General features: G+C 64.4%; 22 protein-coding genes. 5 read left to right on the plus strand and 17 right to left on the minus strand.

Annotated elements, in window-relative coordinates; all coding sequences use genetic code 11:
- Nucleotides 1-71 precede the first annotated feature (71 nt).
- Entirely contained in the window at nucleotides 72-704 is a 633-nt protein-coding gene (locus NP534_RS04625; protein ID WP_274097927.1) for a LysE family transporter, read from the minus strand.
- Nucleotides 705-1115: 411 nt separating this feature from the next.
- A complete protein-coding gene (locus NP534_RS04630; RefSeq protein WP_274097928.1) occupies nucleotides 1116-3026 on the minus strand; it encodes an ATP-binding cassette domain-containing protein in 1911 nt (636 codons plus the stop codon).
- A gap of 50 nt (nucleotides 3027-3076) precedes the next feature.
- Here NP534_RS04630 and NP534_RS04635 point away from each other — a divergent pair, with 50 nt between their 5' ends.
- A complete protein-coding gene (locus NP534_RS04635; RefSeq protein WP_274097942.1) occupies nucleotides 3077-3559 on the plus strand; it encodes a TIGR02444 family protein in 483 nt (160 codons plus the stop codon).
- Here the strand turns inward: NP534_RS04635 and NP534_RS04640 are convergent.
- Nucleotides 3535-4575, minus strand: coding sequence for an AlgP family protein (locus NP534_RS04640; protein WP_274097929.1), 1041 nt, complete (start codon nucleotides 4573-4575; stop codon nucleotides 3535-3537). The genes NP534_RS04635 and NP534_RS04640 overlap by 25 nt on opposite strands.
- A gap of 228 nt (nucleotides 4576-4803) precedes the next feature.
- Between NP534_RS04640 and NP534_RS04645 the strand changes: the two genes are divergently transcribed.
- A complete protein-coding gene (locus NP534_RS04645; RefSeq protein ID WP_033703297.1) occupies nucleotides 4804-5454 on the plus strand; it encodes an FKBP-type peptidyl-prolyl cis-trans isomerase in 651 nt (216 codons plus the stop codon).
- 9 nt (nucleotides 5455-5463) lie between these two features.
- Here NP534_RS04645 and NP534_RS04650 read toward each other — a convergent pair whose 3' ends face one another.
- The 7 genes from NP534_RS04650 to NP534_RS04680 form a co-directional block, all read right to left on the minus strand.
- Entirely contained in the window at nucleotides 5464-5934 is a 471-nt protein-coding gene (locus NP534_RS04650; RefSeq protein ID WP_033703299.1) for an Rsd/AlgQ family anti-sigma factor, read from the minus strand.
- A gap of 231 nt (nucleotides 5935-6165) precedes the next feature.
- A complete protein-coding gene (locus NP534_RS04655; RefSeq protein WP_274097930.1) occupies nucleotides 6166-6666 on the minus strand; it encodes a disulfide bond formation protein B in 501 nt (166 codons plus the stop codon).
- A 232-nt stretch (nucleotides 6667-6898) separates the two neighbouring features.
- On the minus strand, nucleotides 6899-8137 hold the full coding sequence (locus NP534_RS04660) for a heme biosynthesis protein HemY (RefSeq protein WP_274097931.1): 1239 nt from the start codon (nucleotides 8135-8137) through the stop codon (nucleotides 6899-6901).
- Nucleotides 8134-9234 carry a uroporphyrinogen-III C-methyltransferase gene (locus NP534_RS04665; protein WP_047582865.1) on the minus strand — a complete coding sequence of 367 codons (1101 nt, stop codon included), beginning with the start codon at nucleotides 9232-9234 and terminating at the stop codon, nucleotides 8134-8136. Before NP534_RS04665 ends, NP534_RS04660 begins: the two co-directional genes overlap by 4 nt.
- 45 nt (nucleotides 9235-9279) lie before the next feature.
- Nucleotides 9280-10047: a uroporphyrinogen-III synthase gene (locus NP534_RS04670; protein WP_274097932.1), complete on the minus strand. Its 768-nt coding sequence runs from the start codon at nucleotides 10045-10047 to the stop codon at nucleotides 9280-9282.
- Nucleotides 10044-10985, minus strand: coding sequence for a hydroxymethylbilane synthase (hemC, locus tag NP534_RS04675; RefSeq protein WP_033703306.1), 942 nt, complete (start codon nucleotides 10983-10985; stop codon nucleotides 10044-10046). Before hemC ends, NP534_RS04670 begins: the two co-directional genes overlap by 4 nt.
- Nucleotides 10986-11257: 272 nt before the next feature.
- Nucleotides 11258-12001, minus strand: coding sequence for a LytR/AlgR family response regulator transcription factor (locus NP534_RS04680; protein WP_033703307.1), 744 nt, complete (start codon nucleotides 11999-12001; stop codon nucleotides 11258-11260).
- A 308-nt stretch (nucleotides 12002-12309) separates the two neighbouring features.
- Between NP534_RS04680 and argH the strand changes: the two genes are divergently transcribed.
- A complete protein-coding gene (argH, locus tag NP534_RS04685; protein ID WP_033703309.1) occupies nucleotides 12310-13704 on the plus strand; it encodes an argininosuccinate lyase in 1395 nt (464 codons plus the stop codon).
- A gap of 115 nt (nucleotides 13705-13819) precedes the next feature.
- Here the strand turns inward: argH and NP534_RS04690 are convergent, their stop codons facing one another.
- Nucleotides 13820-14482 carry a glutathione S-transferase gene (locus tag NP534_RS04690; protein WP_033703310.1) on the minus strand — a complete coding sequence of 221 codons (663 nt, stop codon included), beginning with the start codon at nucleotides 14480-14482 and terminating at the stop codon, nucleotides 13820-13822.
- A gap of 147 nt (nucleotides 14483-14629) precedes the next feature.
- Between NP534_RS04690 and NP534_RS04695 the strand changes: the two genes are divergently transcribed.
- The gene (locus NP534_RS04695; RefSeq protein WP_186660536.1) at nucleotides 14630-14929 is read left to right on the plus strand and encodes a hypothetical protein; all 300 of its coding nucleotides are present in this window, start codon (nucleotides 14630-14632) and stop codon (nucleotides 14927-14929) included.
- Nucleotides 14930-14998: 69 nt separating this feature from the next.
- Nucleotides 14999-15247 carry a TIGR02647 family protein gene (locus tag NP534_RS04700; RefSeq protein WP_274097933.1) on the plus strand — a complete coding sequence of 83 codons (249 nt, stop codon included), beginning with the start codon at nucleotides 14999-15001 and terminating at the stop codon, nucleotides 15245-15247.
- Nucleotides 15248-15403: 156 nt separating this feature from the next.
- Here the strand turns inward: NP534_RS04700 and NP534_RS04705 are convergent, their stop codons facing one another.
- From NP534_RS04705 to NP534_RS04730, 6 genes are all read right to left on the minus strand, one after another.
- The gene (locus tag NP534_RS04705) at nucleotides 15404-17347 is read right to left on the minus strand and encodes a cytochrome c/FTR1 family iron permease (protein ID WP_274097934.1); all 1944 of its coding nucleotides are present in this window, start codon (nucleotides 17345-17347) and stop codon (nucleotides 15404-15406) included.
- Nucleotides 17348-17755: 408 nt separating this feature from the next.
- Complete coding sequence (locus NP534_RS04710) at nucleotides 17756-19177, minus strand: efflux transporter outer membrane subunit (RefSeq protein ID WP_033703314.1); 1422 nt, start codon at nucleotides 19175-19177, stop codon at nucleotides 17756-17758.
- A complete protein-coding gene (locus NP534_RS04715) occupies nucleotides 19174-20049 on the minus strand; it encodes an efflux RND transporter periplasmic adaptor subunit (RefSeq protein WP_274097935.1) in 876 nt (291 codons plus the stop codon). Before NP534_RS04715 ends, NP534_RS04710 begins: the two co-directional genes overlap by 4 nt.
- A complete protein-coding gene (locus NP534_RS04720) occupies nucleotides 20046-20258 on the minus strand; it encodes a DUF1656 domain-containing protein (protein WP_033703316.1) in 213 nt (70 codons plus the stop codon). Before NP534_RS04720 ends, NP534_RS04715 begins: the two co-directional genes overlap by 4 nt.
- On the minus strand, nucleotides 20255-22342 hold the full coding sequence (locus NP534_RS04725) for an FUSC family protein (protein WP_274097936.1): 2088 nt from the start codon (nucleotides 22340-22342) through the stop codon (nucleotides 20255-20257). Before NP534_RS04725 ends, NP534_RS04720 begins: the two co-directional genes overlap by 4 nt.
- Nucleotides 22339-22791, minus strand: a complete 453-nt coding sequence (locus NP534_RS04730; protein ID WP_033703319.1) for a MarR family winged helix-turn-helix transcriptional regulator — start codon at nucleotides 22789-22791, stop codon at nucleotides 22339-22341. The genes NP534_RS04725 and NP534_RS04730 overlap by 4 nt, the downstream gene beginning before the upstream one ends.
- Between the last annotated feature and the right edge of the window lie 97 nt (nucleotides 22792-22888).

Raw genomic sequence — 22888 nt, forward strand, 5'->3', positions numbered from 1 at the left:
AGCGGCGGTGCGGCGATCCGACTTGCCCCGCGAACACCGGCGAAGCCGGTGCTATCACTCGCGGGCTTTTTTCAGATAGGCGCGCGGCGCAGGGTCGCCAGGAAGGTCGCCGCGCCGAGGAACAACCCGGCAAAGGTACGGTTCAGCCGCTTCTGCTGCTTGGGCGTACGCAGCAGGCGCAGCACGCGCGAAGCCAGGCCGGTGTAACCCGCCATCACCAGCATGTCGACGGTGATCATGGTCACGGTGATTGTCACGTACTGCGGCAACAGCGCTTCATGGGGGTTGATGAACTGCGGCAGCACCGCCAGCATGAACACCAAGGCCTTGGGGTTGCTGACGTTGACCAGAAAACCACGGAACACCAGGCTCAGCGGTTTGCCGATGGGGCGTACGGCAGGCTCGTCGCTCATGTCCATCGGCAACGCACGCCATTGCTTGTAGGCGAGGTACACCAGGTAGGCGACGCCAAACCACTTGATGATCGTGAAGGCAGTGGCGGACGCAGCAAGGATGGCGCCGACGCCGGCGGCAATGATGGCGATCTGCACGATCAGGCCAATCTGCAGGCCCAGGGCGTTCCAGTAACCGCGCCAGAAACCGTACTGCAGGCCGCTGGACATCGAGGCAATCGCCCCAGCCCCCGGTGAAAGGCTGATCACCCAACACGCGGCAAAGAAGCCCAACCACACTTCCATCGACATCACACACCTCGCTCGAACATATGTTGCAAAACGTTAAGCTAAGGTGTTGGTGAAAAAATAACCAGTGATTTTGCAGATATGTTTAAGGCTTGAGTTGTAGGGTGCTGTTGAGATCGAGCGCCGCCCGCGCGGCGCATCGCGAGCAAGCTCGCTCCTACATTTGTTTCGGGCCAGTTATCCCTGAAGCATTGGCGCGCGCCCCCTTGGTGCCCGCATAGATATCGTGTCGTACAAACAAAGGGTCGCGCGCCTCTATCACAGGCGATATTGGCCCGAAGCAAATGTAGGAGCGAGCTTGCTCGCGATGCGCCGCGCGGGCGGCGCCCGATATCACAGGTGCTGGAAGGCTCTCACCCTGCACACAAACGCCCTGATCCTACCTAAAGACCTGCGCCCCAAACACCTCAGCCATCAGGACAGCGCCTCGAGCTCGGCCTGCATGCTTTCGAGGGTTTCCAGGGCTTCCATCCAGCCCTCTTCCAGCTCGCCTTCACGCTGCTTGAGCTTGCTCTGGCGGGCCAGCAGGTCACGCAGTTCATCCTTGCGCGCCGCCTCGTAGACGCCACTGTCGCCCAGCGCGGTCTCGATCTCGGCCAACTGGCCGTGCACTTGGTTGAGCTCGGCCTCCAGCTTGTCGGCCGCTTTCTTGTGCGGTGCCAACTGCTGCCGCAAGGCCGCTGCCGCCTGGCGCTGGGCCTTCTTGTCAGTCTTGTCCGGGTTGGCTGGGGCGTTGCTGGCCGGCGCACTGCGCTGACGGTAGTCGAGCAGCCAGCGGCTGTAGTCTTCCAGGTCGCCATCGAAGGTACCGACCTTGCCGTCGGCCACCAGAAGGAAGTCGTCGGTGGTGCTCTTGAGCAGGTGACGGTCGTGGGAAACCACCACCACGGCACCGGCGAACTCCTGCAGGGCCATGGTCAGGGCCAGGCGCATTTCCAGGTCGAGGTGGTTGGTCGGTTCGTCCAGCAGCAACAGGTTCGGCCGCTCCCAGGCGATCAGCGCCAGGGCCAGCCGGGCCTTCTCGCCGCCGGAGAAATTCACCACCGGTTCGTCGACACGATTGCCATGGAAATCGAAGCCGCCGAGGAAGTCGCGCAACGTCTGCTCGCGCTCTGTGGGGGCAATGCGCTGCAGGTGAAGCAGCGGGCTGGCCTTGTCGTCCAGGGAGTCGAGCTGGTGCTGGGCGAAATAACCCACCGCCAGGTTCTCGCCACGGACCAGGCGCCCCGACAGCGGTGCCAGCTCGCCGGCGAGGTTCTTGATCAGGGTCGACTTGCCCGCGCCATTGGGGCCGAGCAAACCGATACGCGCACCCGGCACCAGCTGCAGCTTGACCTTCTCCAGGATGGCCTTGTCGCCATAACCCAGGCAGCCCTCGGACATGTCCAGCAGCGGGCTGGAAATTTTCTGCGATTCGCGGAAGACGAAATCGAACGGCGAATCCACATGCGCCGCCGACAATTCTTCCATGCGTTCCAGGGCCTTGATTCGGCTCTGTGCCTGGCGGGCCTTGGTGGCTTGCGCCTTGAAGCGGGCGATGTACTTTTCCATGTGCGCGCGCTGGGCCTGCTGCTTCTCGTAGGCTTGCTGCTGTTGCGCCAGGCGCTCGGCACGGGTGCGCTCGAACGCGCTGTAGCCGCCCTTGTACAGGTTGAGCTTGCGCTGCTCGACGTGCAGCACGTGGTCGACCACGGCATCGAGGAAATCACGGTCGTGGGAAATCAGCAGCAAGGTGCCGGGGTAACCCTTGAGCCAGTCTTCCAGCCAGAGGATCGCATCCAGGTCCAGGTGGTTGGTGGGCTCATCGAGCAGCAGCAGGTCGGACGGGCACATCAGCGCCTGCGCCAGGCTCAGACGCATCCGCCAGCCACCGGAGAAGTCACCGACACGGCGGCCCATCTGCTCGTTGGTGAAACCCAGGCCTGCCAGCAGCTTGCGCGCGCGGGCATCGGCGGTATAGCCGTCGGCACTTTCCAGCTCACTGTGCAGGCGGGCCAGGGCGGTGCCGTCATGCGCCGTTTCGGCTACGGCAAGCTCGGCCTGCACCTTGCGCAGGCGCACGTCGCCATCGAGCACATAGTCCACGGCCAAGCGGTCGAGGGTGTCGACCTCCTGCCGCATGTGGGCTATGCGCCAGTCGCCGGGCAGCTGGCAGTCGCCGGAATCGGGCGAAAGCTCACCGCGCAGCAAGGCGAACAGGCTGGATTTTCCGGCGCCGTTGGCGCCGATCAAACCGGCCTTGTGGCCGGCGTGCAAGGTCATCTCGGCGCCTTCTAGCAAGCGCTGCGGACCACGCTGTAAAGTGAGGTTGGATAGTCTGATCATGATGGTCGCGGAGTCTACCAGCTTCCTCGACCCGTAGCGTGAGTGGAATCATGTGCACCGACCTGTGGAATCACGCCCTGGCCTTGTATGCCAGGCCCGGCGTGGAAGAGGCCTGCCTTGGCGTGCAAGCGCTGGGCGGTGACGTTTGCCTGTTGCTCTGTGCGACCTGGCTGCAAGCACGCGGCGTGGCCGTGAGTGAGGAGCGCGCGCAAGCCCTGCGTGACATCGCCGAACCTTGGCAGCGTGAAGTGGTGGCCCCGTTACGTGGCCTGCGCCAACAATGGCGCACGGCAGCGCGCAACGATGCGCTGTTGGCGGCATTGCGTGAGCAGGTAAAGGGGCTGGAATTGCAGGCCGAGAAGACCTTGTTGGAACGCTTGCAGGCGCTTTCGCAACAGTGGCCCGCAGACTCTCAGGAGCCCACGGACGACTGGCTGGCCCGGCTAGCGCCGGACCAGGCCCGAGAACACCGCGCGCTGCATCAATTGCGCGTCGCGGCGGCAGCGCTTCAGGAGGCCGAAGACGGCGCCTGAGCCGGGGTGCTGGCGGGTGCCGAAGCGGCTGGGGCTGGCGCGGCCGAGTTGGTCGCGGCCGCAGGCGTGCTGGTGGCAGCTGTGGCCGGCTTGGTTTCGGCTGGCTTGGCGGCCGCTGGCTTGGCGGCTGCTTTCACCGCCGGTTTTGCAGCGGGCTTAGCAGCTGGTTTGGCGGCGGCACGCGCGGGTGCCTTGGCGGCAACGGCCGGTTTCGCTGCAGGCTTGGCCGCTGCTGTTTTAGCCGGGGCTTTGGCAGCGGCTGGTTTGGCTGCAGGCTTGGCGGGTGCCTTGGCAGCAGCTGGCTTAGCTGCGGGTTTGGCAGCAGCAGCCTTGGCCGGGGCTTTGGCAGCAGCTGGCTTGGCTGCGGGTTTGGCAGCAGCAGCCTTGGCCGGAGCTTTGGCAGCGGCTGGTTTGGCGGCTGGCTTGGCCGCAGGTTTGGCGGCGGCGGTTTTGGCTGGCGCCTTGGCGGCAGCGGGTTTAGCGGCAGCTTTGACTGGCGCCTTGGCAGCGGCGGCTTTGGCGGCTGGCTTGGCGGCGGTGCGAGCGGCTGGCTTGGTAGCGGCGGCTTTCGCCGGGGCTTTGGCAGCGGTCGGTTTTGCAGCCTTGGCGGCTACGGCGCGCTGGTCCAGTGCTTTGCTTGCGGCTTCACGCACCTTGCCCACACCCTGGGCCAGCTTCAGGCTGTCCTGGGCATCACGCTTGAGTTGCTGGATATAGGTGCGGGTCTGGGTCTGGCGGTCTTTGAGCGAGTCGAGCAACCCTTCAAGTTCACCAATGGCTTTCTGGGCCTTGGACTGCGCCTTGGCTTTACCTGCCTTGGCCGCGTCCTGCATTTTCAGGCGACCATTGTGCAGTTTCTCTTGTGCCTTGCCCCGTTGCTTTTCCAACTTGGCCAGCAGTTTTTCCGCATCAGCCAGCGCTTGCGAGCAGGCATCTTCCAAATGTTCGAGCAGGCTGCCCGAAAGTTGCTGGAGCAGGTGCAACGGCGTACTTACTGGCTTCTTTTTGGCCGACATGGTTTACCTCCTGGCTGACGAGATTGCGGCTCATACTATGCTTCTGCTGCTACCGCCGCTAGGGCATGTTGACAGTAATATTTACGCCGCGTTGCATGCCTGGGCAAAGTTGTTATCTTGCAGCTCCGTGAAAGTGTAGTTGCTGAATTAAGCGTTGCTCATATTTGGCAGATACTGGCCCACCCCGATGTTGGCTGTAACGGCCCGCTCATTGCGCAGGAACTGCCCATGCCTCGTTTTCTTGTTTTAGGTTTGTGCCTGGTGGCGCCCTTTGCCCTGGCCAATGCGGACGACCACGACCTGGCTTACAGCCTGGGCGCCAGCCTGGGCGAGCGCTTGCGCACCGAGATGCCTGGCTTGCAACTGGACGCCCTGGTCGAAGGCCTGCGCCAGTCCTATCAAGGGCAGCCGCTGAAGCTCGACAAGGCACGCATGCAGGCCGTGCTGCAGCAGCATGAGGCGCAGGCAGACAGCACGGCAGAGCAGGCCGAGGCAGACAAGCTCAAGGCGGTGGAAACACGCTTCATGGCCAACGAGCGGGCACGGGCCGGTGTGCATGAGCTACCCGAAGGCGTGCTCTACAGCGAACTGCAAAGCGGCGCCGGGGCACAGCCCAAAGCGGGGGGCAAGGTACAGGTTCGCTACGTGGGCAGGTTGCCGGACGGCTCGGTGTTCGATCAGAACCAACAGCCGCAGTGGTTCAGCCTGGGCTCGGTGATCGAAGGGTGGCAGGTGGCCTTGCCTAGGATGCATGCAGGCGCCAAATGGCGCCTGGTGATTCCGTCGGCACAAGCCTATGGGGCAGAGGGCGCGGGTGACCTGATCGCACCCTATACGCCTTTGGTATTCGAGATCGAACTGCTGGCGGTTGGCGACTGACGCCAAGCCTCAGGCTTCGACTGCGCCCTCTTCCTTGTGCGCGTTGTGCAGCACCTCGATCAGGCAATCTTCCAGCTCGAAGCGCTCGTGCAGCAGGCCGCCCAGCTTGGCCAGTTTTTCGGCGAAGCGCTCCGGGTCCTTGCACTCGCCCTTCTCGCAATGGTCATTGAATGCCAGGGCGATCTGGGTGCTGTCATCGATACGTGGGTTGATCTGTGTGGCCAGTTCAAGGCCGCGCGTATCACCGAAGGCCTTGGCTTCGCTGACCAACTGTTCGCTGACCTCGAAGTGCCAGGCCGACACGTAGTCGACCAGAACCGCACAGAAATCGCGGTTCTTGTCCTTGTCGGCGAAGGCCGGCTTGGCGTCGCGCAACGCGCGAAAAGCCTGCACCAGCTCCTGGCGCTCCAGAAGCCAACGGTCGATCAGCTTATGAACCCCGCCCCAGCGTTCCTGGGCGTTCTGACAACTATCGAGCATGGCGATCTCTTCCCTTCTGGGTAGATGCCGCTGCACCTCGCACCACGACCGCGCAGCACAAAGGTGACATCAGCAGGACGGCATCGAGCAGTTGTATTTTCGGTATGCGTGCTGGGAGATTATTCCCGCGCGTGCTGACCATCAAGGTACTCAGCAGACAAAGTTCATACAAGTGTTTAATACCCCCATACAACGCCATTGGTCGCGATGGCGCCCCAGGTGTGCGCCAGGTCAAGTACCGGCCAGGGTGCGGAAACGATACGCCAGCAGGTGGCTCAAGGGCAGCGCAGCCAGCAACAGGAAGGCCAACAGGCTCCATTCAGGTAGCGTCAGGTCTAGAAAACTCCAGGTCAGCGAGTCACAATCCGGCCCACCCAGCAGCAATTGCCGGGCGGCCTCGCGCCAGGATTGCTCGAACACCCGCCAGATCGGTGCCGTGCATACATGGACCGCCCCACTCGCCCCTTGCAGCCAGACATGCCGGGCGGCCAGCAGCGCCCCCGTCAGCGAGCAGGCCAGCAGCGCCCGCGTGTAACCGCGGCTGGCCGAAGGCGCCTGTACCACTGCGCCCAGGCAAAGCACCGCGTACAGGCCCAACAGCAGGCGCTGGGTGAAGCACAACGGGCACGGTATCAACCCCAGCGTATATTCCAGGTAATAGGACCCGACCAGCACCGCCAACGAGGCCAGGCAGGCAGGGACAAAGAAAGTGCGTAAACGGGCCGGCAGCATGGGCAATGGTGGTCCCGGGGAATGAAGTGGCTTGAAACGGTAGAGGAAACAACCGCTTTGTTTCAAGGCACTACAGGGACGACAAGTCGCTGAATAGCAAAGGAAGTTTCCATTCTGGAAGTAGGAAACGTCTTAAGAAATGGATTGCAGATCTAACTTATATTGCCAGACAAGTTACCCAGCCCCTGATTCCGCACTTCGGCGCGGGCTCAGGGGTGGCTCAGGCAAAGGTTCAGGCGCGAACGGCTTCTGGCAACGGCAGCGCCAACAGACGCTCATCCAGCAAGCCGAGGCCCTCTTGGAACAGCTGGTTGCTGCGCTCGGTCTCGCCAAGGCCGGCGAGCAAGCGGGCCAGCTCGGCGCAGGTTTCCGGGTTGCGTTCCATCCGCAGGCTGCTTTCCAGATAGTCACGCGCCTTGCCCCACAGGCGGTTCTGCAAGCTCAGGCGGCCGAGGGTCAGCAACAGGCTCGGGTCCTGAGGGTTGGCTTTAAGCCAGCCTTCGGCAGCCTGTAGCTGACGTGCCGGGTCATCACCGCGCACCAGGCCATACAAACGGGCCAGGTGGCTTTCGTATTCACGCTTGAGGGCAGTGCGCAACACCTGCTCCGCCTCGCCCTGGGCGCCCACCTGCCGCAGTTGCTCGGCATAGGCCAGCACCAGTTGCGGTTCCTGGCGCTGGGCGGCGGTAAGCTGTTGCCAGGCGCGCTCCAAGGCCTGACGCGCACTTTGCGCATCTTCGCCCCGGGTCGCCGCCAGGCTCAGGTTCTGGCCCCAGGCGCGTTTTTCCAGTTCGGCGAGCTCATCGGCCGGCAGCACCTTGCCCTTGCGCAGCTCAGGCAGCAGGCGAATCAGCGCCGACCAGTCGCCGCGCTCCAGGTGCAGGCGCTGCAGCAGGCGCAGCACCTGGCCGTTGTGCGGGTGTCGCTCGTGCATGGCCAGCAGGGTTTCCAGGGCGCCGTCGGTATCACCGCGGTCCATCTGCAACTGGGCGTGGGTCAGGGCAATGGCAAGCTCGGCCTGCGGCTGACGCTCCAGAGCACGCTCGAGCAACTGGTCGCTGTCTGCCGTGCGGCCTTGCTCGTTGGCCGCGCGGGCGGCACCGAGGTAGTACAGCAAGGGTTGGCGCTCGGCTTCGGCGGCGCGGTGCAAATGGCGTTGGGCGCTGGCCCAGCGGCCCTCGGCGAGGTCCAACTGGCCTTGCTCGATGGCCACCCGGATGCGACGGCTGCGGTTGCGTCGCGACCACGGGTTGACCACACCACTGGAGGTCAGCACCAAGCCGACCAGGTAGCGCAGCAACCAGAGCACGGCGATTACGGCGATCAGCCCGGCCAACGCCGCCCACAACCCCGACTGGTAACGGAAGCTGCCATAGGAGATCAATACATAGCCACTGTGCTTGGCCACCGCGATACCCAGCGCGGCGGCGATCACGATCGCCAGCACGGCCAGCAGGTAGACCCGCTTCATGGTTTGCCCCCTTCACCCTCGGCCGGCAGGTGACGGCGCTGGATGTAGGCCTGCACCGAGGCCAGGCTTTCGCTCAGGTCAGGGGTGACGACAGACACCGGCTGCTCGGCCAGGGCGTTGAGGCTGTCGAGCATGGCCTTGCTCTGCGGGTTGTCGGCGTTGAAGTTGGCCAACAGCACAGAGCGCGCATCATCCAGCGCCTGGGTGTAGACCTTGGCCTCGCCGTTGAGCGCCGCCCACTGGGCCTGCTCAATGGTCAGGCTGAGGGCCAGGCGCAACTGGTTGAGCGACTGCCCGGCCAGCAGCGGCCGCACGTTGTCATCGGCATTGAAGTCGATCTGGAAGTACTTGGAGATTTCCGCCCACCACTGCGACCAGCGACTGGCGCCATCGCCGTCGGCAGTCAGCGCGCCAAGGGCATCGGCGTTGCTGTCGAACTCGGGCGACTGGGCGCTGAGCTGCTGCACCAGTTCACGTTGCGCGGCCAGCTTGAGGTACAGGCCGGTGCGGTCGGGTTGCTGGGTGCTGTTGAGCGTTGCCAGGCTGCGTGCCAATTGCTCGCGGGCGGCGAAGGCGCCTGGGTCGCTCTGCTCGCGCAGGATTTCGTCGGCGCCTTCGACCAGCGCCTTGGCACTGGTAATGTCTTGCAGGGCCGAGAGGCGCAGGGTGGCCAGGCGCAGCAAGTGCTCGGCCTCTGCCAGGCGCCATTCCTTGCGGCTTTCGCCAAGCACGGTTTCCAGGCGCTGGCTGAGGCGCTGCTGGTCGCCTTGCAGCTGCGAGACCAGCCGGCGGCGGTCTTCCAGCTCGCTGGCGGCCGGCAGGCTGGCCAACTGTGCACTGATCTGCTGCTCACGCTGCTGCAGCGCTTCGGCGCGCTGGTTCAGCGCTTCAAGGTGCTGCCCTTGGTTGAACTCGTTGCCTTGCAGTTGACGCACCTGCCAGACACCCCAGCCACCTATTGCGACCCCGGCCGCTCCCAGCAGCAGGGCCAGTGCTGCCAGACCACTGCCGGAGCGCTTGGCAGGTGGGGCGGTGACGGGGTCCGCCGGCGTCTGGGCCGACGGCTGATCATTATTGGACAAGACAGTTTCGCTCACGTATCCATCCTTTGCATGGGGGCGCTTGGCGTTCAGCTTAGCGCCTTAAGAGGCAGGTGCAGCGCTGCGCTGCACGGCTGCCAGCAAGGCCGTGGCACTGGCGCCACGGCAATCCACAACCTGTTGGGCCCCGGCGGCCCTGGCCTGCTCGGCAACCCGCGGGCTCGGCACGAACAGCGGCAGACGCGCCACCTGCGGCCAATCGGCGCCGGCCATCTGCTGCAAGTGTTCAAAGCCCTGCCCACTGCTGACCACCAGGCCATTAAGGCGTTCCGCTTCGATGCGACGCATCAAGGTGCCCACCGGGTATTCCGGCAGGCTGCGACGATACAGTTCCAGATAATCGACACTAGCACCTTGCTCTGCAAGACGCTCTGCCAGCAGTTCGCGACCTCCGACGCCGCGGACGATCAAGACACGCGGCGCAGGCACGCCGATAGCCTCGCCCAGGGCCGCCAGCGCGAGCAAGGCTTCACTGTCGTCACCTTGCGCTGGGCAGGCCACCTCAAGGCCCGCGCCCTGCAGCACCGCTGCGGTCGCCTCGCCCACCGTGAACCAGCCTTGAACCGGTGGCTGCAGCCCGGCCTGGGCCAGCCGTTCGAGCAGCAACCTGGCTGCCGGCTTGCTGACCACGATGATTGCCTGAAAGCCCTGCAGGCCACCCAGCAACTGGCGTTGCCGCTCATCCACAGCAACAGCGTCTATCGCCAGCAGCGGCAGACAACTGCTGGCCACCCCCGCCGCCGCCAGCCGTTGCGCCAGTGCTGTGCAGTCATCGGCAGGCCGGGTCAGCAACAGGCGCCAATCGCTCACGGGTGCCCGGCCTCGCCATAGACTTCCTTGAGGATGGCTTCGGCGCCCTGGCCCAGCAGGTCTTCGGCAACCTGCACGCCCAACGCCTCAGCCGCTGCGCGCGGCGCCCGGGCGTCGGCCACCAGCAAGGTGCCACCGCTGGGCTGGCCGACCAGGCCACGCAGCCACAGCTGGTCGCCTTCAAGCACCGCGTAACAGGCGATCGGCACCTGGCAGCCGCCATTGAGGTGTTTGTTCAATGCCCGTTCGGCCACCACCCGGTCGGCGGTGTCGAGATGGTGCAGTGGCGCCAGCAGCGCATGGATTTCGCTGTCGGCGCTGCGGCATTCGATGCCCACCGCACCTTGGCCGCCCGCTGGCAGGCTGTCGTCGACGCTGATGCTGGAGGTGATGCGGTCTTCGAAACCGAGGCGGATCAAACCCGCCGCAGCGAGGATGATTGCGTCATATTCGCCGGCATCGAGCTTGGCCAGGCGGGTATTGACGTTGCCCCGCAGGAAGCGGATTTCGAGGTCCGGGCGGCGCGCCAGCAACTGGGCCTGACGGCGCAGGCTGGAGGTACCGACGATGCTGCCGGCGGGCAAGGCTTCAAGGCTTTCGAAACGGTTGGAAACGAACGCATCGCGCGGGTCTTCGCGTTCGCAGATGCAGTACAGGCCCAGGCCTTCGGGGAAGTCCATGGGCACGTCCTTCATCGAATGCACGGCGATGTCGGCTTCGTTATCCAGCAGGGCGGTTTCAAGCTCTTTGACGAACAGGCCCTTGCCGCCGATTTTCGCCAGCGGCGCGTCGAGCAGCTTGTCACCGCGGCTGACCATGGGCACCAGGGTCACGATCAGCCCAGGGTGGGCCTGCTCGAGGCGGGCTTTGACGTATTCGGCCTGCCACAGGGCCAAGGCACTTTTACGGGTGGCAATGCGGATTTCGCGAGTGGACATGGAACGCCCCGATGCAGAGAAATACCGCCGATGATAACAGCTCCGATGGCATCGCTAGCAGATACGGGTCAAAGGCGGTGCGGTGGGGGTGGCTGGTGTGTTTGTGCCCACGGATGGCTGTTTGTAGGAGCGGCCTTGCCGGGGCGCCGGACCGGTCGGAAAGGGTTGCGCAGCAGCCCCGGCAATTTGTGCGGCGAAGCTGAAAACCTGGGGCCGCTTCGCGGCCCTTTCGCGACGCAAGGCCGCTCCTACAACAGGCAGTGCACGGCGGGTCAGAGCGTCTGCATCATCTTGCGCACGCCAGCCACGTGGCGCCGGCTGACGGTCAGCGCATCACCGTCAAGGCCCTTGAGAAACAGCTGAAAATGCCCCAGCGGCGTGCGCTGCAGGCGTTCGATACGTTCGCGGGCCACCAGCGCGTTGCGATGGATGCGCACAAAGCGATCGCCAAATTCATCTTCCAGGGCCTTGAGCGGCTCATCGAGCAGCACTTCTCCGGTCTCGTGGCGCAAGGTCACGTACTTGTGGTCAGCAATGAAATAGATGACCTGGGGCAACGGAATCAGCTCGATGCCCTTTCGCGTTCGCGCGCTGATATGGCTGCGCGGGCCTCCGCCTTCATTGGCAGGCCGGGTAAGCGCCGCCAACTGGGCGCGGTTGGGCTTCTCGGCCTTGCGCAAGGCATCGCGCAGCGCCTGGGGCTGGAAGGGTTTGGTCACATGGCTGAGGGTGCTGTCCTTGAAAGCCTCGGTGCCGTATTCGTCGTCGCCGGTGCAAAACACCACCGACGGCGGCGCCTCGCGTTCGCACAGGCGAGCGGCAACCTGCAGGCCATCCAGGCCGGGCATGCCGATGTCGAGCAGGACGACATCAGGCTTGAGGCTTTCAATCAGCGCCAGGGCTTCCTCGCCGTTGGTGGCGCTAGGCTCCAGCACGGTGTAACCCTCCAGTTCGCCGAGCAGCCTACTGAGGCGTTCACGGCCTTGGGGTTCGTCATCAACGATCAGGACATTCATAATTGCGCTGGATTCCTGAATGAGTCTCGCACAGGTATAGCGTAGACAGATGTGGTTCGAGCGACACTGCGGTCACGCTCTAGACCGGTGCGATGGCCAAAGATTCACTCGGCTGGCAGATTCACTGCCAGTCCTCTGTCCAACTGTAGACGGTCCATGGAACACTGCCGTTCAATCCTGCAAATCCTTGTGTGCGTGTCTGCCTGCCGTTTTCGGGCCATTTCTCTCGACCGGCGCCCTGCGGCAGCAAGCCCAACCCTGCTATCATCGTTGCCACTTTTTCGTTCACGCCTGCAATGAGTGAATCCATGAGCACCGACAAGACCAATCAGTCCTGGGGCGGCCGCTTCAGTGAGCCCGTCGACGCCTTCGTCGCCCGTTTCACCGCTTCGGTCGATTTCGACAAGCGCCTGTACCGCCACGACATCATGGGTTCGATCGCCCACGCCACCATGTTGGCGCAGGTCGGCGTGCTCAGCGATGCCGAGCGCGACACCATCATTGATGGCCTGAAGACCATCCAGGGCGAAATCGAGGCCGGCAACTTCGACTGGCGCGTCGAGCTTGAAGACGTGCACATGAACATCGAGGCACGCCTGACCGATCGCATCGGCATCACCGGTAAAAAACTGCACACCGGCCGCAGCCGCAACGACCAGGTGGCCACCGACATCCGCCTGTGGCTGCGCGACGAGATCGACCTGATCCTGGCCGAAATCACCCGCCTGCAAAAGGGCCTGCTGGAGCAGGCCGAGCGTGAAGCCGACACCATCATGCCCGGCTTCACCCACCTGCAGACGGCCCAGCCGGTCACCTTCGGCCATCACCTGCTTGCCTGGTTCGAAATGCTCAGCCGCGACTACGAGCGCCTGGTCGACTGCCGCAAGCGCACCAACCGCATGCCCCTGGGCAGCGCCGCGCTGGCAGGCACCACCTACCCGATCGACCGCGAGCTCACCTGCAAGCTGCTGGGCTTCGAGGACGTGTCTGGCAACTCGCTGGACGGCGTTTCCGACCGCGACTTCGCCATCGAATTCTGCGCTGCCGCAAGCATCGCCATGATGCACCTGTCGCGCTTCTCCGAAGAGCTGGTGCTGTGGACCAGCGCGCAGTTCCAGTTCATCGACCTGCCTGATCGCTTCTGCACCGGCAGCTCGATCATGCCGCAGAAAAAGAACCCGGACGTACCGGAGCTGGTACGTGGCAAGAGCGGCCGCGTGTTCGGCGCGCTGACCGGCCTGCTGACCCTGATGAAAGGCCAACCGCTGGCCTACAACAAGGACAACCAGGAAGACAAGGAACCGCTGTTCGACGCCGCCGATACCCTGCGCGACTCGCTGCGTGCCTTTGCCGACATGATCCCGGCGGTCAAGCCCAAGCACGCGATCATGCGCGAAGCTGCCCTGCGTGGCTTCTCGACTGCCACCGACCTTGCCGACTACCTGGTACGCCGTGGCCTGCCGTTCCGTGATTGCCACGAAATCGTCGGCCATGCCGTGAAGTATGGTGTGGACACCGGCAAGGACCTGGCCGAGATGAGCCTGGAAGAACTGCGCCAGTTCAGCGACCAGATCGAGCAGGACGTATTCGCCGTGCTGACCCTGGAAGGCTCGGTCAATGCCCGTGACCACATTGGTGGTACCGCGCCGGCGCAAGTGCGTGCGGCGGTAGTACGCGGCCAAGCCTTGCTGGCTTCGCGCTAAGGCCATGGCGAGGGCTTTGCCCTCGATCGCGGGGCAAGCCCGCCCCCACAGAGAAACCGCTAACTCATTGATTTAACGGAACCCTGTGGGGGCGGGCTTGACGCTTCTGCAAACCTCAGCGCTTGCCGCTGCGGATCATCTCCATGAAGGCCGGCATCGACGCCTCCTTGTCTGCCAAAATCCGCGCCATGTGCGGGTTCTCGCCCATTCGCTGCAACAACGCCTTCGCCTGCGGGAAATCCGCCAGGAAGTCGACGTTCAGCACCTTCTTGCCCACCGCGTAAGCCAGGTCGACCGAGAAGCAGAACATCAGGTCGGCAATCGTCAGCTGCTCACCCGCCACATACGGCGCGAAGCGACCATTGCGCTTGAGCGTGGCAAAGCCGGCCAACAGGTCGGCCCGCGCGCGCTCCTTGATCAACGGCTCTACCGCCATGCCAAAGAACGACTCGGCGTAGCAGGTGCGTGCCGGCAGCTCGATGTACAACTCGATTTCTTTCAGCAGCTCGCGCACCTTGGCCTGCTCGAACGGGTCCGCAGGCAACAGCGCCTTGCCGCCCTGGGTCTGCTCGATGTAGTCGAGAATCACACTGGTCTCGCTGAGGAAGCCGTGTTCGGTTTCCAGCACCGGCACCTTGCCCCGTGGGCTGACTTCCAGTGCATGCGGCGCCTGGCCGCCATAGAAGGTGACCTCCTCGAAAGGCAGGCCTTTTTCCAGGAGCGCCAGCTTTACCATGTTGTAGTAGTTGCTGACTGAGAATCCGTGAAGCTTGAGCATGGGGTAACAGCCTCCAGGCCGTATGGGGATGGCCCGGCTTTTATAGCCCCTCAGCCTGCCCCTGACCAGCGTCATGCACCCGGTCAATGACCGGACATTGCCGCCACAGGCGTGGCAAACTGTATGCCCAATCACAGGAGTACCGCCATGAGCGAGCCCACCGACATCGACAATGACGACGAAGCCTTCGCCGAGGCAACGCTGACCCAGGCCATCGAGAACCAGATCGAAAGCGACGAGCCGCCAGCGGCCAAGGCCACCTTCAACAAGCTCACCCTGGTTGGCTATGCGCGCGAGGACATCCTCAACCTGATGGCCCATGTGCTGGCCTTCGAGATCGACAACATGCTGGTGGAAGACCGCGCGTTCAACAGCGAATGGTATGAAAACGCCCTGCGTGCCCTGCCCGAGCTGCCACCTGAGATGGATCAAGGCGACGACGAATAACCCGACTACACTCGAAGGTCAGGCACCCATGAAGGTGCCGCCATCCTCGTCTGGAAGTCAGGAGTCGCCATGTCCTTTACCCCCGAGCTGATCGCCGAACTGGAAGTACTCGCGCTGTTCAAGCACGACAGCAGCCAGGAAGGCATCAAGATAATAGAAAGCGAAGCCCCCGCTAAGCTGGTCGCGGCTGCTAAACGCCTGCACGAAAAAGGGCTGACCGATCAACCCGATGGTGGCTACTTGACCAGCCTGGGTCATGACGCCGTCGAAAGTGTGCATCTGCTGCAGAACATTCTCACGGCACCACAACCGGCCTGACAGACTGCCGCAATCCTTGTAGGAGCGGCCTTGCCGGGGCGCCGGACCGGTCGGAAAGGGCCGCAACGCGGCCCCGGCAATTTGTGCAGCGCTGCTGAAATCCTGGGGCCGCTTCGCGACACAAGGCCGCTCCTACAGGGGGTTTACACAACTTTGCTAGTTGGCCGCCGCCCTGCGTTTCTCTGCCAGCCACGAGCGCCCGTACAGGAACACGATGGCCAGCAAGGCCACTGCCTGCGCTGCCAGCGAATAGGCATCGGCATGAATGCCCAGCCAGTCGAACTCGAAGAACGCCACCGGCCGCGTGCCCAGCACCCCGGCTTCCTGCAGCGCCTTCACGCCATGCCCGGCGAACACCACCGACAGCGCACACAGCAGCGCGGCGTTGATGCTGAAGAACAGCGACAGCGGCAGCTTGGCCGAGCCGCGCAGAATCACCCACGCCAACCCCACCAGCAGCACCACCGCCGTGGCGCCCCCCGCCAGCACGGCCTGATGCCCGGCAGGCCCGGCCTGCAGCCACAGGGTCTCGTAGAACAGGATCACTTCGAACAGTTCGCGGTACACCGAGAAGAACGCCAGCATGGCAAAGCCGAAGCGCCCGCCACCACTGACCAGGCTGCTCTTGATGTAGTCCTGCCAGGCAGCGGCGTGGCGGCGGTCGTGCATCCACACCCCGAGCCACAGCACCATGACCGCGGCAAACAGCGCTGTGCAGCCTTCCAGCAGCTCGCGCTGGGCACCACCCACGTCGATCACGTAAGCCGCCAAGGCCCAGGTGGCAAAACCTGCGACCAGCGCCAGGCCCCAACCGACGTTGACGCTGCGCACCGCCGATTGCTGGCCGGTGTTGCGCAGGAAGGCGAGGATCGCCGCCAGCACCAGAATCGCTTCAAGGCCCTCACGCAACAGAATCAGCAAACCGGAGATATAGCTCAGCGACCAGCTCAGGCCATCACTGCCCAACAGCTTGGCGGCCTGGTCGAGCTTGGCCTTGGCTTCGGCCAGCCGTTGCTCGGCCTGGGCCACTGGCAAGCCGTCCTGCAGCGACTGGCGGTAAGCCATGAGGGTTTTTTCGGTGTCCTTGCGCGCCTGGGTGTCGATGTTGTCCAGCGAGCTTTCCACCAGCTCGAAGCCTTCCAGGTAAGCGGCTACCGACAGGTCGTAGGCCTGGTCGTGATCACCCTCGCGGTAGGCCGCCAGGCTTTTGTCCAGGGTACTGGCGGTGTATTCGAGCAACTGCGCCGGGCCACGTTTGACTTGCGGCGGCTGGGCACGCTGGGCGCGGAACGCCGTTACTGCATCGGCGCCTTCGTTGGCCGCCACTTCGGCCGGGGTCTGGCGCGCCAGGTCTGCCAGGTTCCAGGCTTTATCGCCCTTGGCCGCGTCGGGGTTGGCGGTGAAGCTCGCCACATAAGCGGCCACGTCCCAGCGCTGACGCTCGTCGAGCTGGTCGGCGAACGATGGCATCTCGGTACCTTCGATGCCCAGGCCGAGGGTGTTGTACAAGTCGAACAGGCTCAGCTGGTCTAGCCGCTCGACACTGCGCAGGTTGGCTGGAGGTGGCTCCAGGCCAACGCCGGCCGGGCCGTCGCCGGCACCGCTGTCGCCATGGCAGATCGAGCAGTTCTGCGCATACAGCGAAGCACCACGGGCCGGGTCTGGGGTAATCACCGGGGCCTGGCTGACCTCGTAGGCCACCGCCAGGCGTGCGCCCAACTGACGGGCCTGACGGGCTACAGCGGCGCCGTCCTGACGCTGGTCGATGGCTTGGCGCAACCCCAGCACGCCCTGTACCAGCGCGGCTTGTTCGGCATGCGCCGGCAGGTTCTTGACCAGGTCGGCCAGGACCGCGCTGAACTCCTGTTGCTCGCGGTACTCGCCCTCGTCGATCACCTGACCTTCGCGCACGGTCGGCGGGTAGTCGGCACCCAGGTAATCGAGCAAGTGCAGGGCCTTGGTAGCCTCGGCGGGGGCTTCGGCCAACGCCAGGGTGCTGCACAGCGCCAGCATTGGGCCCAGCAGTAAAGCAGGCAGCCAGGCAAGCAGACGGGAATGGGTATTCATGGCCAGTCTCGGAGGGAATGCGAAAGAGAACATTGTTCACTTCCACTCTATTTCTCTCAAGGGTGGTGGGCGGATTTCATGAAAAATCTTGTGACAAAACAGGACAGGTTTCAGGTTCGGAAATGTCTTACGGCTTCAAGGTGTTCGCCGTGAGAGTTTCAGCGCCCTTGAGATCGAGCGCCGCCCGCGCGGCGCATCGCGAGCAAGCTCGCTCCTACATCTGTTTCGGGCCAGTTGATCCTGAAGCCACCGCGCGCGGCCCCTTGGTGCTCGCCTCAATCTCGAGTCGAAAAAACAAGGCGGTCGCGTGCGATGGCACAGACGTGACTGGCCGAAACAGATGTAGGAGCGAGCTTGCTCGCGATGCGCCGCGCGGGCGGCGCTCGATCGCATAAGCGTCGCGACTCTGTCGTCAAACACCTTCCCACAACCCCACAACCCTCAAGGCTTGCCACCACCCCCCTTCCACCCCCCACCCAACGCCAGGAACACCCCAATCTGCCCCATCGCCACCTGGCTATTCGCCGCCGCCAACTGCGCGCGCATATCGGTATACGTCCGCGTCGCCTGCAAATCCGCCAGGAACGATTCACGCCCAGCCTGGTAGTACCGATGCGTCTGGTCCGCCGCTTCCTTGGCCGACTGCTCCGCCTCGGCCAAGGCATCACGCCGGTCCAGCAAGGCGCTGTACTGCGCCAATCGGGTCTGGGTCTCGCGAATGGCGTTCAGCACCACCCCATCAAAATGCGCCAGCGCCGCCTGGGTCGAGGCTTCGGCCATGCGGATGCGGGCACGGGTGCCATTGGTCGGGATGCTCCAATTGATCTGCGGGCCAAAGCCCCAGCGGTTGGTGGCCGGCTCCCCAAGGTTCTCGAGAATACCAATGGTGCCGACCTGGGCGCCGATGCTGATATCCGGGTACAGCGCGCCGGTGGCCACGCCGATGTTGGCGGTAGCCGCCGCCAGTTGGCGTTCGGCCTGGCGCACATCGGGGCGGCGTTTGAGCAACGCGGCGCCGTCGCCCACCGGGACCAACTGCGCCAGGTGCGGCAGCTCGGCGCAGTCGGCGGTGCCTGCCGGCAACTGCTCCACGGGTTTTGCCAGCAGTGCAGCCAGGGTATACAGGCCGGTCTCGCGCTCGGCCTTGAAGCGCGGCAACTCGGCGCGCAACGATTTGAACTGGGTCTGCGAGCGGGTGACCTGGGTTTCATCGCCACGGCCGGCATCGCGCAGGCGCTGGTTCAGCTTCACGCCTTGCTCCTGCAAGTCCAGCGACTCGCGGGCAATGTGGTATTCCTCGTTGGCCGAGCACACCTGGGTGTAGGCCTTGACCACATCGGCCACCAGGGTGATGCGCGCGGTGTCTGCGGCGGCTTGCACCGCGTCGGCGTTGGCCTTGGCCGCTTCGGTGCCGCGCTTGAACGTGCCCCACAGGTCGAACTGGTAGGAGGCGCTGATGATGGCCTCACCGATATTGGCCACGGGCACCTTTTCAGGCAGCAGGAAGGCCTCGCCGGACTCCTGCAAGCGCTGCGCGCCGGCCTTGATGCCACCGCTGAAACCGCCCTGCGATTCGGCCACTTCAACCTGCGCACGGGCCTTGGCAATGTTGGCAGCGGCCACGCGCAGCTCGGTATTGGCGCTCAATGCCTGGCGTACCAGTGCGTTGAGGCGCTGATCCTGGTACAGCTGCCACCAGTCTTCGGGCACCGGCGCCGACACCACACTGTCGGCATCCTGACGCAGCGGGCCGTTGAGGTCGCTGCGCTGCACGGCCGCGTCTTTCGGCACTTCATAGTCCGGGCCAACCAGGGCACAGGCACCGAGGGACAAGGCCATGCCCACCAGCATCAGGCGTTTCATGGGCGCTTGTCCTCGATGATCGATACCGTGGCGGTGCGCCCGGCGATCATGCGGAAGTCTTCCGGCACTTCATCGAAAGCGATACGCACCGGAATCCGCTGGGCCAGGCGCACCCAGCTGAAGGCCGGGTTGACGTTGGGCAACAGGTTGGCGCCGCTGCTGCGGTCGCGGTCTTCGATACCGGCGGCGAAGCTTTGCACGTGGCCGCGCAGGCGGGTGTTGTCGCCCATCACGCGGATGTCCACGGCGTCACCAATGTGGATGCCACCGAGCTTGGTTTCTTCGAAGTAGCCATCGACGTGGTACGAGGCGCTGTCGACCACCGACAGCACCGGGCGGCCAGCGCTGACGAACTCATGGTTACGCGGGGCGCGGTCGTTGAGGTAGCCATCGACCGGGCTGCGGACCACCGAGCGGTCGAGGTTGAGCTGGGCAGTATCGACCGCCACCTGCGCCTCGTTGACCGCCGAGCGGGCGCGGGCCTCGCGAGACTGGCTCTCTTCCAGTTGCTCGGCCGCCACCAGGTTGCCCAGTTTGCGGTTACGGCGCGTTTCACGGGCGGCCTGGGCCAGGGTTTCCTCGCGCTCGGCCAGGGTTGCCTGGGCCTGGCGCAGGGCCAGGCTGAAGCGGTCCTGGTCGATGGTGAACAGCACGTCGCCGCGCTTGACCACCTGGTTGTCACGCACCTCGACCTTCTGGATCAGCCCGGACACATCCGGGGCGATCTGGATCACGTCGGCGCGGATGTGGCCGTCGCGGGTCCAGGGGGCAAACAGGTAGTACACCACCATCTGCCAGACGAGCACGGCGGCGAAACTCACGACCAGCAAGGTCAGGACCACACGGCCCAGGGTCAGCAAAGGTTTTTTCATGGCAGCATCAGGTTTCGGCAAAAGTGGTCGACCGCGCCCAGCATCACGGCGTAGAGGGCAACGTTGAACAAGGCCCGGTGCCAGACCAGGCGGTAAAAGTGCAGGCGCACCAGTACAGCGTGCACGCCCAGGAACAACAGGTAGGTGAACAACATCATCACCAACAGCGTGGGCAGAAACACCCCGCTGATATCCAGATCACCGATCACAGTGGGGCTCCATCGATGCCGGGGGGCAGTTGCGGTTGTTCGGTAGGTTCGAGCATCACTTCGACACCGGGCAGCAAGGCCAGGCGCAGGCCACTCAAGGCGTGCAGCAGGTGTACACGGGCATCGCCGCGGTCGTTGTGATCGTCCAACGCCAGCCCTTGTCGCGCACGCTCCATGTTGCGCAACAGCGCGGCCGGGGCGTGCAGGCGCTGATTGGCGCGCAGGCAGGCGGCGTAGTGGGCGCCGACTTCTTCGATGACCAAAGCCAGGCGCTCGCGGGCCTGCGGGTTGGCGCGTGGCAGGTAGGCCAGCAGGTCAAGCAGGTTCAGGCCTACGCGCAGGTCACGCAGCGCCACACCGCTGTCTTGGCCGGTTTGCGACAAGCGTGGCAGGTGCTGCATCAGGCGGTCGAGCATCTGTACGCCCACCTGGCGGTGTTCGGCCAATGTCGCGGGCTGGGTCATTTCGACGATATCGCGCCAGGCGAAGCGGGTCATGCGCTTGGCCGCCAGCTCCACGCCGAACGGGCGCAGCAGCAAGGTCCAGATGAAGGCGAACAGCAGCCCCACCGGGCCTGCCAGGTTGGCGTTGATGAAGGTCAGGAAGTCCGCATCATAGACGCCCTGGATGCTGATGAAGGTGGCGGTGTTGACGATGGTCAGCAAGGTGCCGAGGTAGAAACGCGGCTGCACGGTCAGCGTACCGACGCAGATGAACGGCACGGCAAAGGCCAGCACCAGCATCGGGAAGTCGTGCAGGTTGGGCAGCACCAGGAACAGGTAGACGCTGGAGAAGATCACCGACATCAGCGTCCAGAAGAAGAACCGGTAGATCTGCGGCGCCGGGTCGTCCATTGCGGCAAAGAAGCTGCAGGCTACGGCAGCGAGGATGACCGCGCTGCCACCGTCGTTCCAGCCGAGCAGAATCCACAGGCCACTGGCGACGATGATCGCGGTAACCGTGGAAAACACCGAGTAGAGCATCAGGCCACGGTCAAAGAACGGCGTCAGCCGGCCCAGGCGCCAGTGGCGGTAGGCGGCGCGCCAGGGCGTGGCGTCGTCCTTGCGCAAGGCGTGCTGGAGGGTGCAGCAGTCTTGCCAGAGGTCGACCCATTCAGTCAGGCGATACAGGGCGTTGGACAGCAGCAGGCCGGCGCGCTGGTCCAGGGCCGTGGCGCTGGGTTGCAGGCGGGTGATCTGCTCGTGCAATGCGGTCCAGGGGGCCAGGGAGGCATCGTCAGCGGTGCCTTTGAGCCATTCGCGGGCCTCGGCCAGCAGCGGTTGCAGCTGGGCGAACTGGGCCGGCGCACGGCCTTCGAGGGCGACCAGGGCGTCGTCCAGGGCGTCGATCACTGGCAGCAGGTGGATCATGCGCCCACGCAGTTCACTGGCGTTTTTCAGGGTGTGGGGGCCGGCACCTTCGTGGCCGAGCTGGCCGATCATCATTTCCAGGGTATTGAACGTGGCCACCATCGAGGCGCGCATGCTGCCGACCTTGTCGGCGGCAACGTCGCGGGCCAGGTAGGTATCGCTGTAGCGGATCGCCTCGGCGAACCAGTTGCCGGTCGAGCCGACCACCACCGGGGCCAGGCGCCGCGGCCAGAAGATCGCGCCGACCACCGCCGCGCAGACGATGCCCAGGCAGATTTCCTGGGCCCGCGACGAGGCCACATCAAACACCGCCGTAGGGTTGTCGACCACAGCCAGGGCAATCATCGGCAGGGTGTAGCCGGCCAGCATCAGCACGTAGTTGTTGGCCGTGCGCAGGTTCAGCGAGAGGAACAGCAAGGTGCCGGTCCACAAGGCGATGGCCACGCTCAGCAACAGCGGCGACTGCACCAGCGGTGGCACCAGCAATACCGCCCCGCCGGCACCGAGCAAGGTGCCCAGGGCGCGGTACAGGGCCTTGGAGCTGGTGGGGCCGACGAACGGGCTGGAGACGATATAGACGGTCGCCATCGCCCAGTAAGGGCGTGGCAGTTGCATGAGCAGGGCAATGTACAGGGCGATCATCGACGCACCGAAGGTGCGCACGCCGTAGAACCAATCGCGGGCCGGGGGCACCGAGCTGAAGAATCCGTTCATGCTGCCCCGCCTGGTGTGCCGAGGCCGACGGCTTCGAAGGCGCGCAGTACGCGCAAGGTGGCCTCCAGGTCGGCCTGGTCGATGCCCTGCAGCACATCACGGCGCAGGCGCACCAGCTCGGCTTCGATGGACTCGGCCAGGGCGCGGCCTTCGGCGGTCAGGCTCAGGGCCTTGGCGCGGCGGTCCAGAGGGTCCTCGCTGCGACACACCAGCCCGGCTTTGCACAGTTGGTCGAGCAAGCGCACCAACGACGGGCTTTCGAGGCCGGCGGCCTGGGCCACCGCCACCTGATGCACGCCGTCGCCCAGGCGCACGATCATCAGCAACGGCGCGGCGCAGGCCTCGGAGATGCCGTAACTGGTGAGGGCCGCATGGCAGATGCGCCGCCAATGGCGTGCGGCAACCACCATGCCGCTGCTGACTTGCAGGCGCAGGAGATCAAGGGTCATGAAAGGAACCAAGGATATTCATAGTTTGCTAACTATCAATATACGCCTGGCCCTCCCCCTGTCGTCAACAGCGGGCGACGGATAGCGTGGATGAATT

Source organism: Pseudomonas sp. 39004 (assembly GCF_028682155.1).
GTDB classification, from domain to species: Bacteria; Pseudomonadota; Gammaproteobacteria; order Pseudomonadales; family Pseudomonadaceae; genus Aquipseudomonas; species Aquipseudomonas capeferrum.

Coding starts and splice junctions, on each gene's coding strand:
- NP534_RS04625 (WP_274097927.1), bottom strand. CDS start 704: ATGTCGATGGAAGTGTGGTTGGGCTTCTTTGCCGCGTGTTGGGTGATC.
- NP534_RS04630 (WP_274097928.1), bottom strand. CDS start 3,026: ATGATCAGACTATCCAACCTCACTTTACAGCGTGGTCCGCAGCGCTTG.
- NP534_RS04635 (WP_274097942.1), top strand. CDS start 3,077: ATGTGCACCGACCTGTGGAATCACGCCCTGGCCTTGTATGCCAGGCCC.
- NP534_RS04640 (WP_274097929.1), bottom strand. CDS start 4,575: ATGTCGGCCAAAAAGAAGCCAGTAAGTACGCCGTTGCACCTGCTCCAG.
- NP534_RS04645 (WP_033703297.1), top strand. CDS start 4,804: ATGCCTCGTTTTCTTGTTTTAGGTTTGTGCCTGGTGGCGCCCTTTGCC.
- NP534_RS04650 (WP_033703299.1), bottom strand. CDS start 5,934: ATGCTCGATAGTTGTCAGAACGCCCAGGAACGCTGGGGCGGGGTTCAT.
- NP534_RS04655 (WP_274097930.1), bottom strand. CDS start 6,666: ATGCTGCCGGCCCGTTTACGCACTTTCTTTGTCCCTGCCTGCCTGGCC.
- NP534_RS04660 (WP_274097931.1), bottom strand. CDS start 8,137: ATGAAGCGGGTCTACCTGCTGGCCGTGCTGGCGATCGTGATCGCCGCC.
- hemC (WP_033703306.1), bottom strand. CDS start 10,985: ATGTCCACTCGCGAAATCCGCATTGCCACCCGTAAAAGTGCCTTGGCC.
- NP534_RS04680 (WP_033703307.1), bottom strand. CDS start 12,001: ATGAATGTCCTGATCGTTGATGACGAACCCCAAGGCCGTGAACGCCTC.
- argH (WP_033703309.1), top strand. CDS start 12,310: ATGAGCACCGACAAGACCAATCAGTCCTGGGGCGGCCGCTTCAGTGAG.
- NP534_RS04690 (WP_033703310.1), bottom strand. CDS start 14,482: ATGCTCAAGCTTCACGGATTCTCAGTCAGCAACTACTACAACATGGTA.
- NP534_RS04695 (WP_186660536.1), top strand. CDS start 14,630: ATGAGCGAGCCCACCGACATCGACAATGACGACGAAGCCTTCGCCGAG.
- NP534_RS04700 (WP_274097933.1), top strand. CDS start 14,999: ATGTCCTTTACCCCCGAGCTGATCGCCGAACTGGAAGTACTCGCGCTG.
- NP534_RS04705 (WP_274097934.1), bottom strand. CDS start 17,347: ATGTTCTCTTTCGCATTCCCTCCGAGACTGGCCATGAATACCCATTCC.
- NP534_RS04710 (WP_033703314.1), bottom strand. CDS start 19,177: ATGAAACGCCTGATGCTGGTGGGCATGGCCTTGTCCCTCGGTGCCTGT.
- NP534_RS04715 (WP_274097935.1), bottom strand. CDS start 20,049: ATGAAAAAACCTTTGCTGACCCTGGGCCGTGTGGTCCTGACCTTGCTG.
- NP534_RS04725 (WP_274097936.1), bottom strand. CDS start 22,342: ATGAACGGATTCTTCAGCTCGGTGCCCCCGGCCCGCGATTGGTTCTAC.
- NP534_RS04730 (WP_033703319.1), bottom strand. CDS start 22,791: ATGACCCTTGATCTCCTGCGCCTGCAAGTCAGCAGCGGCATGGTGGTT.